15 protein-coding genes are annotated in these 14,825 nt (G+C 74.5%); all 15 read right to left on the bottom strand.

Annotation, left to right across the window (positions count from 1 at the left end):
- Positions 1-3: 3 nt before the first annotated feature.
- The 15 genes from ABT299_RS08060 to ABT299_RS07990 all read right to left on the bottom strand — a co-directional run bounded on the left by ABT299_RS08060 (position 4) and on the right by ABT299_RS07990 (position 14,821).
- Complete coding sequence (locus ABT299_RS08060; RefSeq protein WP_500250171.1) at positions 4-1,635, bottom strand: substrate-binding domain-containing protein; 1,632 nt, start codon at positions 1,633-1,635, stop codon at positions 4-6.
- Between the two features lie 2,099 nt (positions 1,636-3,734).
- Entirely contained in the window at positions 3,735-4,151 is a 417-nt protein-coding gene (locus ABT299_RS08055; RefSeq protein ID WP_500250170.1) for a hypothetical protein, read from the bottom strand.
- Positions 4,152-4,160: 9 nt separating this feature from the next.
- Positions 4,161-4,616 carry a DUF3592 domain-containing protein gene (locus ABT299_RS08050; RefSeq protein WP_500250169.1) on the bottom strand — a complete coding sequence of 152 codons (456 nt, stop codon included), beginning with the start codon at positions 4,614-4,616 and terminating at the stop codon, positions 4,161-4,163.
- Complete coding sequence (locus ABT299_RS08045) at positions 4,613-5,167, bottom strand: hypothetical protein (protein ID WP_500250168.1); 555 nt, start codon at positions 5,165-5,167, stop codon at positions 4,613-4,615. The genes ABT299_RS08050 and ABT299_RS08045 overlap by 4 nt, the downstream gene beginning before the upstream one ends.
- Positions 5,146-6,693: a hypothetical protein gene (locus tag ABT299_RS08040; protein WP_500250167.1), complete on the bottom strand. Its 1,548-nt coding sequence runs from the start codon at positions 6,691-6,693 to the stop codon at positions 5,146-5,148. Before ABT299_RS08040 ends, ABT299_RS08045 begins: the two co-directional genes overlap by 22 nt.
- Before the next feature lie 114 nt (positions 6,694-6,807).
- On the bottom strand, positions 6,808-7,965 hold the full coding sequence (locus ABT299_RS08035) for a C40 family peptidase (RefSeq protein ID WP_500250166.1): 1,158 nt from the start codon (positions 7,963-7,965) through the stop codon (positions 6,808-6,810).
- Positions 7,962-8,603: a prepilin peptidase gene (locus tag ABT299_RS08030; RefSeq protein WP_190865555.1), complete on the bottom strand. Its 642-nt coding sequence runs from the start codon at positions 8,601-8,603 to the stop codon at positions 7,962-7,964. Before ABT299_RS08030 ends, ABT299_RS08035 begins: the two co-directional genes overlap by 4 nt.
- Positions 8,603-8,881: a hypothetical protein gene (locus tag ABT299_RS08025; RefSeq protein ID WP_500250165.1), complete on the bottom strand. Its 279-nt coding sequence runs from the start codon at positions 8,879-8,881 to the stop codon at positions 8,603-8,605. Before ABT299_RS08025 ends, ABT299_RS08030 begins: the two co-directional genes overlap by 1 nt.
- 12 nt (positions 8,882-8,893) lie before the next feature.
- A complete protein-coding gene (locus tag ABT299_RS08020) occupies positions 8,894-9,130 on the bottom strand; it encodes a hypothetical protein (RefSeq protein ID WP_500250164.1) in 237 nt (78 codons plus the stop codon).
- A gap of 179 nt (positions 9,131-9,309) precedes the next feature.
- Positions 9,310-9,999, bottom strand: a complete 690-nt coding sequence (locus ABT299_RS08015; protein WP_500250163.1) for a response regulator — start codon at positions 9,997-9,999, stop codon at positions 9,310-9,312.
- Positions 10,000-11,235 carry a sensor histidine kinase gene (locus tag ABT299_RS08010; protein ID WP_500250162.1) on the bottom strand — a complete coding sequence of 412 codons (1,236 nt, stop codon included), beginning with the start codon at positions 11,233-11,235 and terminating at the stop codon, positions 10,000-10,002.
- A gap of 49 nt (positions 11,236-11,284) precedes the next feature.
- Positions 11,285-12,184 carry a type II secretion system F family protein gene (locus ABT299_RS08005; protein WP_190865565.1) on the bottom strand — a complete coding sequence of 300 codons (900 nt, stop codon included), beginning with the start codon at positions 12,182-12,184 and terminating at the stop codon, positions 11,285-11,287.
- A 9-nt stretch (positions 12,185-12,193) separates the two neighbouring features.
- Positions 12,194-13,117, bottom strand: coding sequence for a type II secretion system F family protein (locus ABT299_RS08000; RefSeq protein ID WP_190865567.1), 924 nt, complete (start codon positions 13,115-13,117; stop codon positions 12,194-12,196).
- A complete protein-coding gene (locus ABT299_RS07995; protein WP_500250161.1) occupies positions 13,114-14,433 on the bottom strand; it encodes a TadA family conjugal transfer-associated ATPase in 1,320 nt (439 codons plus the stop codon). Before ABT299_RS07995 ends, ABT299_RS08000 begins: the two co-directional genes overlap by 4 nt.
- Before the next feature lie 4 nt (positions 14,434-14,437).
- Positions 14,438-14,821 carry a TadE/TadG family type IV pilus assembly protein gene (locus tag ABT299_RS07990; RefSeq protein ID WP_500250160.1) on the bottom strand — a complete coding sequence of 128 codons (384 nt, stop codon included), beginning with the start codon at positions 14,819-14,821 and terminating at the stop codon, positions 14,438-14,440.
- Between the last annotated feature and the right edge of the window lie 4 nt (positions 14,822-14,825).

Below are 14,825 nucleotides of genomic sequence, written 5' to 3'. Positions count from 1 at the left end.
CCGTCACCCCACCGGGCACTGCCGCGGGTCGTCGCAGATCTTCAACGCGGCCGACCGCTGGAACAGCTCATGGATCTGCCTCGGGTCGCGGATCTGGTACGCGGCGCCCCCCGTGGCCTGCGCGATGCGCTGCAGCGCGCCGAGATCGACGCCCGGCCCGAAACCCAGCCCGACGACCTGCACCGGCCGGCTCGCGTCGTACTCCGCCTTCAACTGCGCCAGCAGCGCCTGCTCCGACAGACCGCCCGCGAAATCGTTCCTCCCGTCCGTCAGCACCAGCACGATGTTGATCGCGTCGCCGCGGTAGCCGGCCTTGACGCTGCGGTAGGCAGCGAGCACCGAGTCGAACAGGCCGGTGTCCCCGTCCGGCTTCGCCCGCATCCGGCCGAGCGCCTGCTGCATCGCGGCGCGATGCGTGAGCCCGCCGTCCGCCGCGCCGAGCCGTCCCACCGGAACCAGCTCCTTGTACGGAAGCCGTCCGTCCATCCCGGTCGAGAACGCCCACAGCCCCATGTCGGCGGAGTCGGGCAGCAGGGACATCCCCTTCTCCACCTCGCCCGTCGTCACCGCCATCCGCGACCGGGCCGTCCCCTGCACCTGCTCCAGCATCGACCCGGACACGTCGATCACCGTGAGCATGCGCGTGCCGAGATGCATCCGCCGCCACATCTCCAGCGCCTCGCTGACCGCGCCCGGCGCCGCCGCGGCCGTCGCGGGCACCGCCGACAGCCCCGTCACCGCCGACACGGCCGGCGCCGCGCCGCCGCCCGCCGGACGCAGGCCCGCCTTCGCCAGCGCGCCCGCCCCCGTCCGGGACCGGACCTCCGCCAGGAACCGCCGCGCCGCCTCCGCCTTCTTCCCCGGCGCGGCGACCAACGGGAAGTCCAGGCTCATCGTGCCGTCCGCCGGCGGCACCGCCCGGACGGGCGCGCCGCCCGCCACCGCGTGCCGCCAGACCGTCTGCTCCGGCACCGCCAGCACGGGCGTGCTCCCGCCGCCGAACCGCACCAGCCCGTCGAACGCCGCCGCCTCGCCCTGCGCGGACCCGTCCACGCTCTGCGCGGACTGCAGGATCCCGGTGAACCCGGCGATCGCCTTGTCCCCCGTCCCGGCCGCCTGCCTCGCCATGAGCAGCGAGATCATGCCGGCCGCGCTCTGCTCCGGCGCGAGCAGCCGCAGGGACGCGTTCCCGCCCGGCGCCATCGCCCGCCACGCCAGCGCGCCCGGCGCCGCGTCCCTCGCCACCGCGAACACCACCGGCGAACTCGCGACCGAGCCGATCGGCCGCGGCAGCGCGGTTCCCGTCCGCTCGGCGGTCCGTCCCGCGATCTCCAGCCAGAGCGACGAGTCGAGGACATAGGCGTCCGCCCGCGCTTGCGCGGCGGACCTGTCCCCGCCCAGCGCCAGCGCCATCGCCGACGACGGCAGCGTGTTCGTGGACACCTCCACGCACCGTCCGCCGACCTCGTGGTCCGCGTCGTTGAACCTCTCGGCCAGCGCGGTCACCGCGGGCGCCACCGCCGGATCGGCCGCCACGCTCAGCGCCAGCCGTCCACCGCACCCCCCGCCGCCGAACGACTTCACGCCGAACAGCACAGCGACCACCAGCAACGCGGCGACGCCCGCGATCAGCACCAGCGGAGGACGGCGCGGACCCCTCCGGCGCGCCGGAACAAGCGCCCGCGGCCCGCGGCCCACCGGCGCCACGAACCCCCCATTCGGCGCCGGGCCCCCGCCAACAACGACACCGGCCGGCGGCACCGCCCCCTGCACCGGGACGCCCCCGTTTCCCCGCCCGAACGGCCCGTCCTCCGGCACGGACCGAACCGTCCCTCCGAACGGCGCAGCGACCTGCGGCCCAGGAGTCGGCGCGGCCAAAAACGGCACATCCGCCTGGCGGCCTGCCCCCGGCACCGCACCCACGCCGCCCACCGACCCACCCTGCACGGCACCAAACGAACCTTCGGACGCCCCCGAGCCGTCCGGCGAAGCAGCGGCCGAAGGCCCAGGCGGCACTGCTGCGGGTCGCCCAGCAGCGGACATAGGCGCCGCCGAGGACGCAGAAGTATCCGATCCCGGCGCGGGCGACGATGACCCCGTGGCAAACGGCCCGCTAGGCACTGCCGGGCTCGACTCGGTGAAGCCCTCGGGTGACGGCGCGGGCGCGTCCGACGACGGCACTGCGGCAGGCGACCCACTTGGCGCCGCCGGGTTCGGCTCAACGACAGAGGCTGCGGCAGACGGGCTGGTGGGCACAGCAGAGGGATGTTCGCCAGCAGGCGTAGGCGGCGCCGAGGACGCGGGAGCGGCCGACCATGGCGCGGGCACGAACGTGGCGGGCGTCGGTTCAACCGGCGCTGCTTGGCTCGACTCCGTGACGTGCTCGGACGACGGCGACGCAGAGGCGTCCGACGCCGACACGGCGGACTGCCCACCAAACGGCACCGGGCTCGACGCAACGGCGGTCTCGGGCACGAACGGCGAGGGAGCCGCCGAGCCCGACTCGGGCACGGGCTCAGGCAGCGGCGCGGGCGCGTCCGACAAGGGCACGTTGGCTGACGGATCAACGGGCGCGGAAGGCGCAGATGCATCCGGCGACCGCACCGTGGCGGGCGCCCCAACGGGCCCGGCCGAACTGGGGTCGCCGGTGGGCGCCTGTAGCGCGGGAGCCTCCGACCTCGCTTCAGGCGCGGGCGCGTCCGGCGACGGCACGGCAGGCGGATCAACGAGCGGCCCCGGGCTCGACTCAACGCCGGACTCGGACGCGGAAGGCACGGGGCTGATGGTGGGCGCGAACGACATGGGAGCCGCAGGGCTCGGCTCGGGCGCGGGCTCAGGCGGCGGCGAGGGGACGTCCGACGAGAGCATCTCAGCGGACGGCCCAAGGGGCGCCGCCTGGCTCAACTCGGGCCCGGAAGGCTCGGGGGCGTCCGACGACGGCACCGTGGCGGGTGGCCCAACGGGCGGTGCCGAGCTCGGGTCAGTGGATGGCGCCTGTGGCGCGGGAGCCGCCGGGCTCGCTTCAGGCGCGGGCGCGGAAGGCGCGGGCGCGTCCGGCGACGGCATGGCGGACGGCTCGACAGGCGGGGTCGGGCTCGACTCGACGGCGGACGCGGCAAGCACGGGGCCAGTGGTGGGCACGGGAGCCGCAGGGCTCGACTCGGGCGCGGGCTCGGGTGGCGGCGCGGGCGCGTCTGGCGACGGAACGGCAGGGGACGGCTCAACGGGCGGTGCCAGGCTGGACTCACGCGCGGGCGGACTTTCCTCGGTGACAGGCTTGGACGACGACGGCGCGGGGGCGGACGACGACGGCGCGGTGGCGGGCGGCCCACTAGGCGGCGCTGGGGGCGACTCGACCGCAGGCTCGGGCACCGAAGGTGCGGGGTCGGTGGCGGGCGCGGCCGGGCTCGCCCCAGGCCTGGGCGGCGGCGCGGTTGGGGAAGGTGCGGGCGCGTCCGGTGACGGCATCGTGGTGGGCGGCCCAATGGGCGCGGCCTGGCTCGGGGCGCTGGAGGGCGCCGGTGGGGGCGGCGCGGACGAGTCAACGGGCGCGGTCTTGCTTGGGGGCGGGGCTGGTTGGGGGGCGGGGTCGACGGGGGGCTGGGGTGGGAAGCCCGGGAGGTCCAGCGGGAGAGGCGGGAGGTCGACACCGTCTTCAGGAGGCATGGTGCCGTCATTGAAACGAGAGGTGGGGGCGGGGCACATGGGTCTCGAGGCCCAATCGGGGACCCAATTCAGTAGAGGGACGTGCTTTCGCGGGCGGTCCGGCGCAGGCCGAGGAGGGTGCCGGCGGCAAGGGGGCAGAGGGGGGCGAGGACGTTCAGTGGCGGGGTGATGTGCTCGACGGGGTGGAGGTTGGCGAGGACGGCGGGGACGGCCGGGCCGAGGGCCGTCAGGAGCGGGAGGGCGACGGGGCCGGAGACGCCGGCGCGGCGCAGGCGGGGCGCGGTGAGGCGGGCGGCGAGGAAGCCGATGGGGAGCTGGACGAGGGCCGCTGCGGCGGCGGACGTCCAGTAGAAGGCGTCCGAGGACGCGAAGGTTGGTGTGGCGAAGGCGGCGGCCGCCACGACGATCGCGAGCGCGGCGAGGACGGCCAGGGCGGCGGCCGCGGTGAGCAGTACCGTTGTGGCGGCGCGGCGGCGGTCGGGCATGGGGCTCCTTCAGCGGGCGGCGAACCAGGTGACGACGGCGCCGGTGAGCAGGACCACGGCGGCGGCCGTCCAGGCGGGCGCGGCGCCGAGGTCGAGGCGGGCGCGGGCGGGGTCGCGGGGGTCGTAGCGGACGGTCATCCGGTCGGACGGACGGCGGCGGGGGCGGCCGGACTCGGTGATGACGTGGTCGCGGCCGTCCGCGGAGGTGAAGCGGACGGTCAGCGTGTACTCCCAGCCGGACGGCTCGACGCCCTCGCCTTCGCAGGCCAGGACGGTGCCGGTGGCGCGGGCGGGGGTGCGGCGGCGGGCGGCGGCGTCCGCGGCGACGATGAGCGGCGCGGCGACGAGCAGGACCGGTCCGGCGACCAGCAGCACGGCCCGGCCCGCCGGGGCGAGGTCAAGGAGGTACAGCGCGGCCCACGCGGCGGCGGCCGCGATGGCGAGGACCACGGCGCGGCGTCTCATCGTCCTTCCTTCGGCCGGAACGACCCGAGGATGGCGGGGACGCGGGCGGCGGCGGTACCGCCGTCGGGAGAACGGATCATGAATTCGAGCAGGGTCCGCCGCTCGGTGAGGACGTAGAGGCCGGTCAGGCGCATGGGGGTGCGGGTGCCGTCGGCCGAGGTGATCGCGTAGCGGGCCTCGACGCGGCGCGCGTCGGCGCCGTCCAGCGCGGTACGGCGGTCGGCGGTGAGGCGGTAGCCGTTCAGCAGGGCGAGGCCGCGGAACTGGGCCAATTGACCGTCGAGTTCGCCGGGGAAACGGTCGCGGCGGCCGAGGTGGATCTGGCCGTCGTCGACGCCGGACGGCAGTTCCGGGCCGTCGACGTCGAGGATCGGCGCGCCGCTCTCGTCGGTGCCGCCGTGCGGGGCCCAGCCGGCCGGATAAGCGAACGTGTAGGCGTCGGTGCGGTACTCGCGGAAGCCCGCCGGGACGGGCGGCGGGTCGTGGTGCGCGGAGCAGCCCGCGGCGAGGGCGAGGGCGGCGCAGGCGGTCAGCCGAGGCAGCGCTTCCACGGCACCCACCCCTCCCCCGGCTTGTAGTACTGGGCCCCGGTGAGGGTGTTGATCTGGTGCTCGGTGGAGCTCTCGAACAGTCCGCCGAACTTGCTCTTGCCGCCGGTCTCGCCCTTGACGTCGAGCTTGCCGGTGTCGCCGCCGACGTCGTAGGTCAGCCGGGACATCCGCCCGCCGCCGCCGTCGAAGTAGCGGTCGAGGGCGCCGTCGTCGCCGGTCCGTGTGTAGTCCTCGAACGCCTGCCGGTCCTGCGGGTCGGCGTAGTCGAGGGTCTTGTCGGTGACGGTGCGCTGGGAGCTGAGGATCCACTGCTTGCCGGCGGTCTGCTCGCCCTTGTCGCCTTCGAAAGAGCCCTTGGCCTTTCCGTCGGCGCGGAAGTAGATGACGTTCTGGGAGTTGCCGGTCTTGGTCAGGCTGATCGGGTCGCCGTCCTTGTCCTCGGTGTACGCCCAGGTGGTCTGGCCCCGGTGCTTGACGTTCAGGCCGAGGTTGGGGTTGAGCCGGATCTGCCCCTTGATCTTCTCGACCTCGGCGGGCGACAGCTCGACGCCCTTGCCGCCGAGCCGCTTGCCGATCTCGTCGACCGCGAGGGCGAGCGCGTCGGCGGCGCCGGCGGCGGCGCGTTCGCGGGTGCCCTTGGGCAGCACCTTCCAGACGTCGCCGAGGTCGACGAGGACCCCGATCTCCCCTTCGCCCTTCTCGGTGTAGTAGGTGGTGCGCTGCCCGGTCTTGTGGTCGGTGCGGGTGCCGTCGATCAGCCAGCCGCGCGCCTTGAACGGCAGTTTCACCTTCCACAGGTTCAGCTCGCCTTTGAATCCGCCGGTGGGGCCGCCCTCCTGGTAGTCGGCGGACGGTTTCCTGTCGGGCTCGCTGCCGCCGATCCAGCGGTCGTAGTACTTGCCGACCCATGGGGTCTTGCCGATGAGCCAGGAGAATCCGCCGGTGATGGGATTGGTGCGGACGACGAATTTCGCGGTGTTCCCGATGCGGTGGTCGACGAGGTCGTCGAAGAACGTCTTCGCCTCCTTCTCGCCATCGAACGAGTAGACCGTTCCATTGGTGAACTGCCCGCCGCCCCAGATGCCGAACTTGCCGAATCCGAAGTCGAAGTCCGGGCTGGCGGCCGCCCCTTCGCCCCAGGTGAAATCGGTGACCTCCCAGCTGGTCTTCCCGTCCGGGCCGACCTTGCGGGTGAGCTGGACGGTGCCGCGGCTGTTGGTCCGCACGTTGATGCGGGTCGGGATCGTCACGGTCTCTTCAAGGTATTTCGTCTCGATGCCCGTCGTGCAGGCGGTGGTGGGCTCGTCGGGATCGGTCCGGCCGCCGTTCCCGCCGCCTCCCGCACAGGCGTCGCCGAGGTGCATCCGGTGCAGCGCCCGGCACACCGCGTCACTGGTCTGACCTGGGACGCCGAGGACGAAGAGCGACGCGCAGACCGCCGCGACGAGGGCCAGGATCCCGGCGTACTCCGGGACGGACGCGCCGCGGTCGGCGAGCCGGTCCGGGCTGCGCTGCTGGGGGGACACGCCTCGCAGGCTCGCACGCGCGATTCCGTCGCGAATGAGTCCGAGGACCCAAATACGGGCCTATTCACGGGGCCGTTCTCCGGCCGTTCCCCTGCCCGTTACCGGGGCTTCTCATCAGCCCGCGTAGGGACGGCGGAAACCGATGTTCCCGTCGTAGGTGGCGAACTTCACGACGTCGCCCGTGTGCGGCGCCTCGATCATCGTGTGGGTGGCGGGATCGACGACCATGCCGACGTGTTCGGGGCCGCGCGGGCCCATATTGAAGAACACCAGGTCGCCCGCCTTCTCCTGCCCGGCAGGAATGCCCTGCCCGAACCTCCACTGGTCATAGGTGACACGGGGAATCGAGATTCCCGCCGCACGGTACGCCATTTGCACGAGGGACGAGCAGTCGCAGTTCCCCATGGTCACCACGTTCGGGTTCGGCGCCGTGCAGGTCCCGCCCCATTGATACGGGGTGCCGAGTTGCGCCTCGGCGAAGGCGATGGCGCGCCGGATCATCTCCGGGGTCCCTGCGGGCAGCGGGCCCGGCGGCGGCATCGCGCCGCCGTATCCGATGTTCTGGTACGGGAACCCGTTGTAGGCGACGTCGCTCTCCTTGTCGACGAGCCGGAGCTTGAACGTCTTCTCGACGGCCGCCGCGTCGCCGCCCGGCCATGCCACGGTGCCGTCGCAGACCAGCCGGGCGGGGGCCGTCGGCTGCTCCTCGGGCGCGGACTCGCCCGGCGGGACCGGGGAGAACTCGTAGGTGCAGTCCGGCACGACGAGACGGGCGATCGCGACGGCGTTGCCGACGCGGCCGATGCCCCTGTCCCCCTTGGAGTCGGTGCAGAGATGGCGGCCGTGGCGCAGGTCATCCTTCTCCTGCTCGGAGAGCTCGCCGTCCTTCTTGAGCTGGCAGTCGGCGGTAACGGCCTTGACCTTCGCGTACGTCCCGTCCAGCCCGGTGAGGTGCACCTTGCCGTCGACGCGCGTGCCGTTGTCGCGGGCGTAGCGCTCGGCCGCGTTCTGCGGGGCGTCGTCGGCGAGCAGCCACGCGCCGAGGCCCGCGGGCGGCGTCCCGGACAGCGCCATCTCCGCCAGCCGCAGCCGGAGCGGTTCGAGCGCGCCGAGGGCCGCGGCGTCCGCGCCGCGCTGCGCCCGGCTGCGCATGTCGCCGGCCTGCGCGACGCGGCCGAACAGCAGCACCGCCGCGACCAGGCACAGCGCCATCCCGACGACGAGGACCGAGGTGGCCGCGCCCTCGTCGCCGCGCCGGCCCGCCCGGTTCATCGCGCGAACCAGCCGCCGAACAGGATGCCCGTCAACGCGCCGGCCAGCATGAACGGGCCGTACGGGAACTCGTCCTTGCGTCCGGCGCGGCCGAGGAGCAGCCACGTCACGCCGTACACGCCGCCGTACAGGAAACCGGCGACCACGCCCGTCACCCATGCCGCCTCGCCGAGCCAACCGAGGTACAGGCCGAGGACACCGGCCAGTTTCACGTCGCCGCCGCCCATTGCGTGCGGCAGCAGGAGGTGCTGGACGAAGTAGAAGGCCCACAGCACCGCCATCCCGATCGCGGCGTGCGCGAACCGGAGCGCGCCGTGCGCGGTGAACGGGACGGCGGCCGCCAGCAGGACCGCCCCCGCGAGGTAGGACGGCAGCGTGAGCGGGTCCGGCAGCCGCCGCACCGCGACGTCGATCACCGCGAGCAGGACGCCGACCACACCGAGGTAGGCGAACGCCACGGAGTCCGCCCGTCCGCCGAGCCGGACCGCGAGCGCCGCGAGCACCGCGCCCGTCAGCACCGCGACCCCGGCTCGGGCGCGGGACGTGAGCGGCCCGCGGTAGGCGGCGGTGACCGGGGCGCACAGCCACCCGGCGGCCGCTCCCGCGACCGCCGCTCCGGTGGCCGCGGCCTCGCCCATCAGGTGTCGCCCTTGGCGCCGCCCGGGTCGCCCTCGAAGATCTTCTTGAGCGCGTCCTGGACCGCCTTGGTGACCGTGTCGACGATCCCGAGGCTGTAGAGCCCCGCGATGATCGCGGCCACCAGGATCAGCATCCCGGCCCACTCGAAAATGTCGGCCCCGCGGTCGTCGGGGTTCTTGAGCCGTTCGGCGCGGTCCCGGAAGAAGAGCGCGGCCTGTTCCGCGCCCGCCCGCATCGACAACCGGGCGCGCACCACGACCGGAAGCAGAACGTTCATCATCGATTCCCTTTACCAGCAGATGCCGAGAACACAGGTCTTGTCGCCGCCCTTGTCGCCGCCACCGCCGCCACCGCCGCCCGGGTCACCGGAGAAGATGCTGGTGAGGGCGCCCTTGACGCCGTTCGTCGTGGTGTCGACGATGCCGAGGCCGTAGAGGCCGGCAATGACGGCGGCCACCAGGATCAGCATCCCCGCCCACTCGAAGACGTCGGCTCCGCGATCGTCGCCCAGAACCCTTTCACGCACCGATTCAAGGTTCATCGGCGTCCTTTCCTGGTCGGCCGTATTTTCGGCCGGGAACGTGCGTCCGACCGTTTTACGACCACCAAAATATGGAGCGGGCGGCGCCATTCCCAGGGCCCGCCGTCCCAATCGGCGGCCCGGCCGCGTGGGCCCAGGGGCCGGGGACCGGTCCCCGGCGCCGGTCACCGGCTCCGCCCCAGATCACCGGACGTGCCGATCCAGCGGGCGATCGCGGCGCCGCGCGAGGTGACGCCGAGCTTGGCGTAGATGCGGTTGACGTGGTTCTTCACCGTCTTCTCCGCGAGGAACAGCCGCGCCGCGATCTCGCCGTTGGACGCGCCCTGGACGATGAGCCGCATGACCTCCGCCTCCCGCGCCGACAGGCCGAACCCGCCGTGCGGGGCGTCCGGCGGCGTGCGGGCCTCGGCGGGCGCGGCGGTCTCGGCGGTCCCGGACGCCTCCCGGACGGCGCCGACCAGCGCGGACACCGCCGCGGGCGACAGCGGGTGCGCGCCGCCGACCGCGTCGTGCACGGCCGTGATCAGCTCGTCCGCGGTGAACGCGCCGTGCACGAGGTAGCCGGTCGCGCCCTTGCCGAGCGCCGCCCGCACGGTGCCGGGGTCGTCGGTGTAGGTCAGCATGAGGACCGGGGCCAGCGGGCTGATCTCCGCCACGGCGGCGACGCCGTCCATCAGCGGCATCCGCACGTCCAGCAGCACCAGGTCGGGGCGGAGCCGGGCGGTGAGCTCCACGGCGCGCCGCCCGTCGCCCGCCTCGCCCGCGACCTCGATCCCGTGCGCCTCCAGCAGCGACACCAGGCCGGAGCGGACCACCACGTTGTCGTCGGCGACGAGGACCCGCGTCGCGCCCATTCAGCTCACCTCCGCGGGCCGGTCCGCACCGGCGGAATCGGCCGGCTCCGTCGCGACGCGGACGAGCAGGGTCGTGCCCTCGCCCGGCTCCGAGCGGACGAGCGCCGTCCCACCGGCCCGTTCCGCGCGCTCGTAGACGCCGACCAGGCCGTAGCGGCCGCGGCGGGCGTGGTCGTCCAGCGGCGCCGTGCGGAACCCGCGCCCGTCGTCGCGGACCGTCAGGACGACGTCGCCCGCCGTCCGCGCGAGCCGGACGGTCACGTTCGCGGCGGCCGCGTGCCGCTCCACGTTGGCGAGGGCCTCGCCGAGGATGGCGAGCACCTCGTGGCGCGAGCGCTGCGGGAGCCGCGCGTCGCCGGCGACGTCGGCGTGGACGGTGACGCCCGTCCGGGCCGACCAGGCGGCGCAGGCGGCGCGCACCGCTTCGGGCAGCGGCGCGGCGGCGGTGGCGTCGCGCAGGTCGGTCAGCAGGCCGCGCGCCTCGCGGGACGCGGTCTCGGCCGCGTCCGCCAGCCGGGCCGCCTCCCGCTCGGCGCGCTCGGGCGCGGTGCGGACCCACGCGGGCAGCGCGGACGCGGCGAGCGCGACGCCCCGCAGCGTCTTGGCGAGCGAGTCGTGCATCTCCCTGGCCAGGCGGGCGCGCTCCTCGGCGGCGGCGGCCATGCCCTCGGCGGCGACCCGCGCGTCCTCCGCCGCCGCGTGCTCCTCGAACAGCCGCCGCAGCGCCACTCCCGCGAACCCGACGAGCGGGTAGTAGGCGGGCTGGCTGGCCAGCGCCTGGAACGTGCCGACGTCGGCGTGCGGGACGGCGAACGTGACGAAGTACCCGGCGATCTGCACGACGGACACGATCAGCATGCCCGGCCACCGGTACAGCAGCCCCGCCGCCGCCGCGGTCGCCACCGTCGACAGGAAGAACGGCCCGGACGGCCCGCACACCGCCAGCACCGCGAACCCCACGCACAGGTCGAGCGCGACGAGCAGCGGGTGGTCGAGCAGCCGCGGGACGATCCGGTCCACATGCCGGGAGACCAGCCAGGACAGCAGCCCGACGCACGCCACCATGACGAACGTCGCGACCGTCAGCCCGCGCACCGCGAGGACGAGCAGCGTGATCGCGGCCATCAGCGTCCGCACCTGCATGAGCAGCCGGAACGCGGCGTCGATCCGCGACCGGGCCCGCGTGGCCTCGCACCCGCCCGCGCCCTCCGGGACGGGGCCGAAGACGGGGCCCAAGCCGGGAGCCGGGTCGGGACCCGGGCCGGGGCCCAGGCCGGGGGCGGGGTCAGTGGCCGAGGACGGCACCGAGATCAGCTCCCGAGCTGTAGAAGAGCGCGCCCAGCACGACGAGGATGAGCGCCGGCAGGGTGAGGGCGGTGGTGACGGCGGTGACCTGCGGTGTCGTCCGCTGCGCCTTGCGCCGCGCCCACTGCGCCGACTCGCGGCGCATGTCGGTGGCGATGTCGATCAGCGCGGTGGCGAGCGGCGCGCCCAGCTCCTCGGCCTGCAGCACGGCCGTGACGAACTGGCTCAGCATCTCCGACCGGTTGCGGCGCCGCAGGTCCTCGAACGCCTCGCGGCGGGACGTGCCGAGCTCCATCTGCCGCAGCGCGATCGTGAACTCGTCCGCCAGCGGCCCCGGCATGCTCTCCACGACCCGGGCCAGCGAGTGCCGGAACCCCATGCCCGCCGACACCGTCACGGCGAGGACGTCGAGGAAGTCGGGCATGCCGCGCTGCATCTCGTCGCGGCGGCTGCGGGCGCGGCCGAGCAGGAACAGCTCGTTCTGGAAGATCCCGGCGAGGCAGATCAGCCCCATCGGCACCTGCCCCGCGCTGAGCAGCAGCACCCCCAGCGACCCGAACAGGACCGCGTACCCGGCGGTGATCCGCGCGTACGACTCGACCGTCATGCCGCCCGGACGGCCCGCCGCGTCGATCCGCTCGCGGATCCGGCGGTGCCAGGGGGCGAGCGCGGTCATCAGGGGGCGGCCGAAGGGCCGGCCGATCCGCCCGGCCAGCCGGTTCAGCCCGAACACCTCGCCCCTTCCCGGCCGCGCGGCGGGCGGCGGGGCGGACGCGGCGAGCGCCGACCCCGCCACCCGCTCCCCGCCGGTGAGCAGGACGAAGCCCCAGGCGCCCAGCAGCACGCTGAGCCCGGCGCCGCCCGCCAGCACGAAGATCATCTGGTCACCTCACACGTCGATCCGGGTGATCCGGCGGATGACCACCAGGCTGGTCACGAACAGCCCCGCGCCGGCCGCGAGCATCAGCTGCCCGATGAGATGGGTGCTCATCTCGCGCAGCGCCCCCGGCTCGATCTGGTTGATCATGGCGATGCCGGCGACGCCGAGGATCCCGACCGCCCAGTTCGACACCACCGCCTGGCCGAGGATCGTGCGCACCTCGCGGCGGATCTCCTTGCGGTCCTCCAGCGTCGCGGCGATGCTGCGCAGCGCGGTGACCAGCGACCCGCCCGACCGCGCCGACACCAGCAGCGTGCTGACCAGCACGCCGAGCTCCCGGGACGGCAGCCGGCCCGCGAGGTCGCCGAGCACCGCCTCCAGCGACTCGCCGAGCCGCAGCCCGTCGGCGGCGCGGCGCAGCTCGGTGCGGGCCGGGTCGTCCAGCTCGTCGGCGGCCAGCGCGATCGCGGTGCGCAGCGACAGCCCGGCCTGCGCGGCGTTGGACAGCACCCGCGCCAGCTCCGGGAGCTGCGCGACGAACTCCTCCTTGCGCCGCTCCTCCCTCCGCCGCAGGTAGCCGAAGAACACGAACCCGACCGCGACGGCGGCGGCGACGCCGAACACCGGTCCGAGCAGCCGGCCGATCAGCGCGATGGCGGCGAGGCCGCCCGCGACGATCCCCAGCAGGAACGTGGAGACGCGCATCGCCAGTCCCGCCGCGGCGATCCGGCGGGCCAGCAGCCGGCCGAGCTCGGTGCCGCGCAGCCGCCGGTCGAGCCGGACGAGCGGGCCGTCCGGCGGCGCCTCCCCGTCCAGCCGGGACCGGACGGTGATGCCGCGGCGCAGCTCCCGGCCCGCGGCGAGCTCCCCCGCCCCCCAGACGGCCAGGACCCCCGTGACCGCCATCAGCAGCATGATGACCGGCAGGCTCATCGCCCCTCCCCCTCGTCGGCCCGGACGCCGAACACCGCCGGGACGCCCTCGCCGGCGTGGAACAGCCGGGTCGCCAGCGGCGCGGGCAGCGGGCGGTGCCGGAACTCGCCCCGCACCACCCGGTCCGGCCCGATCGGCAGCGACTCGAAGTTCATGATCGGTTCCAGCCGGAGCCGCTCCCCGCGCCGCGTCGCCACCGCCGCGATCTCCACGATCCGGCGCGAGCCGTCCGGGCCCCGGCCGAGGTGCACGATCACGTCGACGGCGCTGTCGATCTGGTCGCGGATCGTGTCGAACGGCAGCTTGACGTCGCTCATGCTGGCCAGCGTCTGCAGCCGGTACACCGCGTCCTCGGTGGAGTTGGCGTGCACCGTCACCATCGAGCCCTCGTGGCCGGTGTTCATCGCCTGGAGCATGTCGAGGGTCTCGCCGCCGCGGACCTCGCCGACGATGATCCGGTCCGGGCGCATCCGCAGCGCGTTGCGGACCAGGTCGCGGATCGTGATCCGGCCCTTGTCCTCGATGTTCGGCGGGCGCGACTCCAGCGGCACCACGTGCTCCTGCCGCAGCCGCAGCTCCGCCGAGTCCTCGATCGTGACGATCCGCTCGTGGCCGGGGATGAACGCCGACAGCGCGCTCAGCATCGTCGTCTTGCCCGTCCCGGTGCCGCCCGAGATGACCAGGTTCAGCCGGGCCCGGACGAACGCGGCCAGCAGCAGCCCCGTCGGCGCGTCCAGGCTGGCCCGCGCGGCCAGCTCCTCGATCGTGTACGAGCGGGGGAACCGGCGGATCGTCAGCACCGGCCCCACCAGCGACAGCGGCGGGATGATCACGTTGACCCGCTCGCCGCCGGGCAGCCGCGCGTCCACCATCGGGCTCGACTCGTCCACCCGGCGGTTCACCTGCGCGACGATCCGGTCGATCGTCTGGTAGAGCTGGTCCTCGCTGGCGAACGCGGTGTCGACCCGCTCCACCCGGCCGTCCCGCTCCACGAACACATGGTCGGGGCCGTTCACCATGATCTCGGTGACGGTCTCGTCGGCGAGCAGCGGTTCGAGCACGCCGAGGCCGAGCGCCTCGTCCACGACCCGGCGGACCAGCGCGGCGCGCTCCCCCGGCGACAGCACCGGCCCCTCGCGGCCGACGATGTGCCCGGTGACCTTCTCCAGCCGGGCCCGCCGCTGCGCCAGCCCGAGCAGCGCCAGCTCGTCGAGGTTCACCTCCTCCAGCAGCCGGCGGCGCCAGTGCGACACCCCGGCGCGGCTCGCGGCGGTGCCGTGGAGCCGCTCGTCCTCCAGGCGGTCCCTCAGTCCCATCGGCTCACCCCTCCGGCATCGTGACGGTGCGGGTCACGGTGTAGTCGAGCGGGACGCCGCGCCACAGCAGCGGCACCTTCGCCCGCACGGTGCAGGACACGCCGTCGCCGCCGGCCTCGCCGCCGCGCAGCGTCCGCTCGTTCAGCCAGCCCGGCAAAGCCGCGGCCGCCGCCGGGACGCAGGCCGACGCGTCCTGCCGCATGGCCGCCACGCGGGCGCCGGTCCGCGCCGCGTTCTCCACCCGCTCGACCGTCACGGACGCCATCAGCGCCTCGAAGCAGACCAGCACGACCGCCAGCACGATCGGGAGCAGCGCGGCGAACTCGACGGACGCGGTCCCGCGGTCGGCGGCGGGACGCGCGGCCCGGACGGTGTCGGGGGCGGCCACGGCG

The sequence above is a fragment of the Spirillospora sp. NPDC000708 genome (genome assembly GCF_040299565.1).
Taxonomy (GTDB): domain Bacteria; phylum Actinomycetota; class Actinomycetes; order Streptosporangiales; family Streptosporangiaceae; genus Spirillospora.
This window is presented reverse-complemented; position numbering and strand designations above follow the sequence as displayed.

Bases quoted from the DNA above. Each gene is read 5' to 3' on its own strand.
- ABT299_RS08055 (WP_500250170.1), bottom strand. From the start codon at position 4,151: ATGCCCGACCGCCGCCGCGCCGCCACAACGGTACTGCTCACCGCGGCC.
- ABT299_RS08050 (WP_500250169.1), bottom strand. From the start codon at position 4,616: ATGAGACGCCGCGCCGTGGTCCTCGCCATCGCGGCCGCCGCCGCGTGG.
- ABT299_RS08035 (WP_500250166.1), bottom strand. From the start codon at position 7,965: ATGAACCGGGCGGGCCGGCGCGGCGACGAGGGCGCGGCCACCTCGGTC.
- ABT299_RS08030 (WP_190865555.1), bottom strand. From the start codon at position 8,603: ATGGGCGAGGCCGCGGCCACCGGAGCGGCGGTCGCGGGAGCGGCCGCC.
- ABT299_RS08025 (WP_500250165.1), bottom strand. From the start codon at position 8,881: ATGAACGTTCTGCTTCCGGTCGTGGTGCGCGCCCGGTTGTCGATGCGG.
- ABT299_RS08015 (WP_500250163.1), bottom strand. From the start codon at position 9,999: ATGGGCGCGACGCGGGTCCTCGTCGCCGACGACAACGTGGTGGTCCGC.
- ABT299_RS08005 (WP_190865565.1), bottom strand. From the start codon at position 12,184: ATGATCTTCGTGCTGGCGGGCGGCGCCGGGCTCAGCGTGCTGCTGGGC.
- ABT299_RS08000 (WP_190865567.1), bottom strand. From the start codon at position 13,117: ATGAGCCTGCCGGTCATCATGCTGCTGATGGCGGTCACGGGGGTCCTG.
- ABT299_RS07995 (WP_500250161.1), bottom strand. From the start codon at position 14,433: ATGGGACTGAGGGACCGCCTGGAGGACGAGCGGCTCCACGGCACCGCC.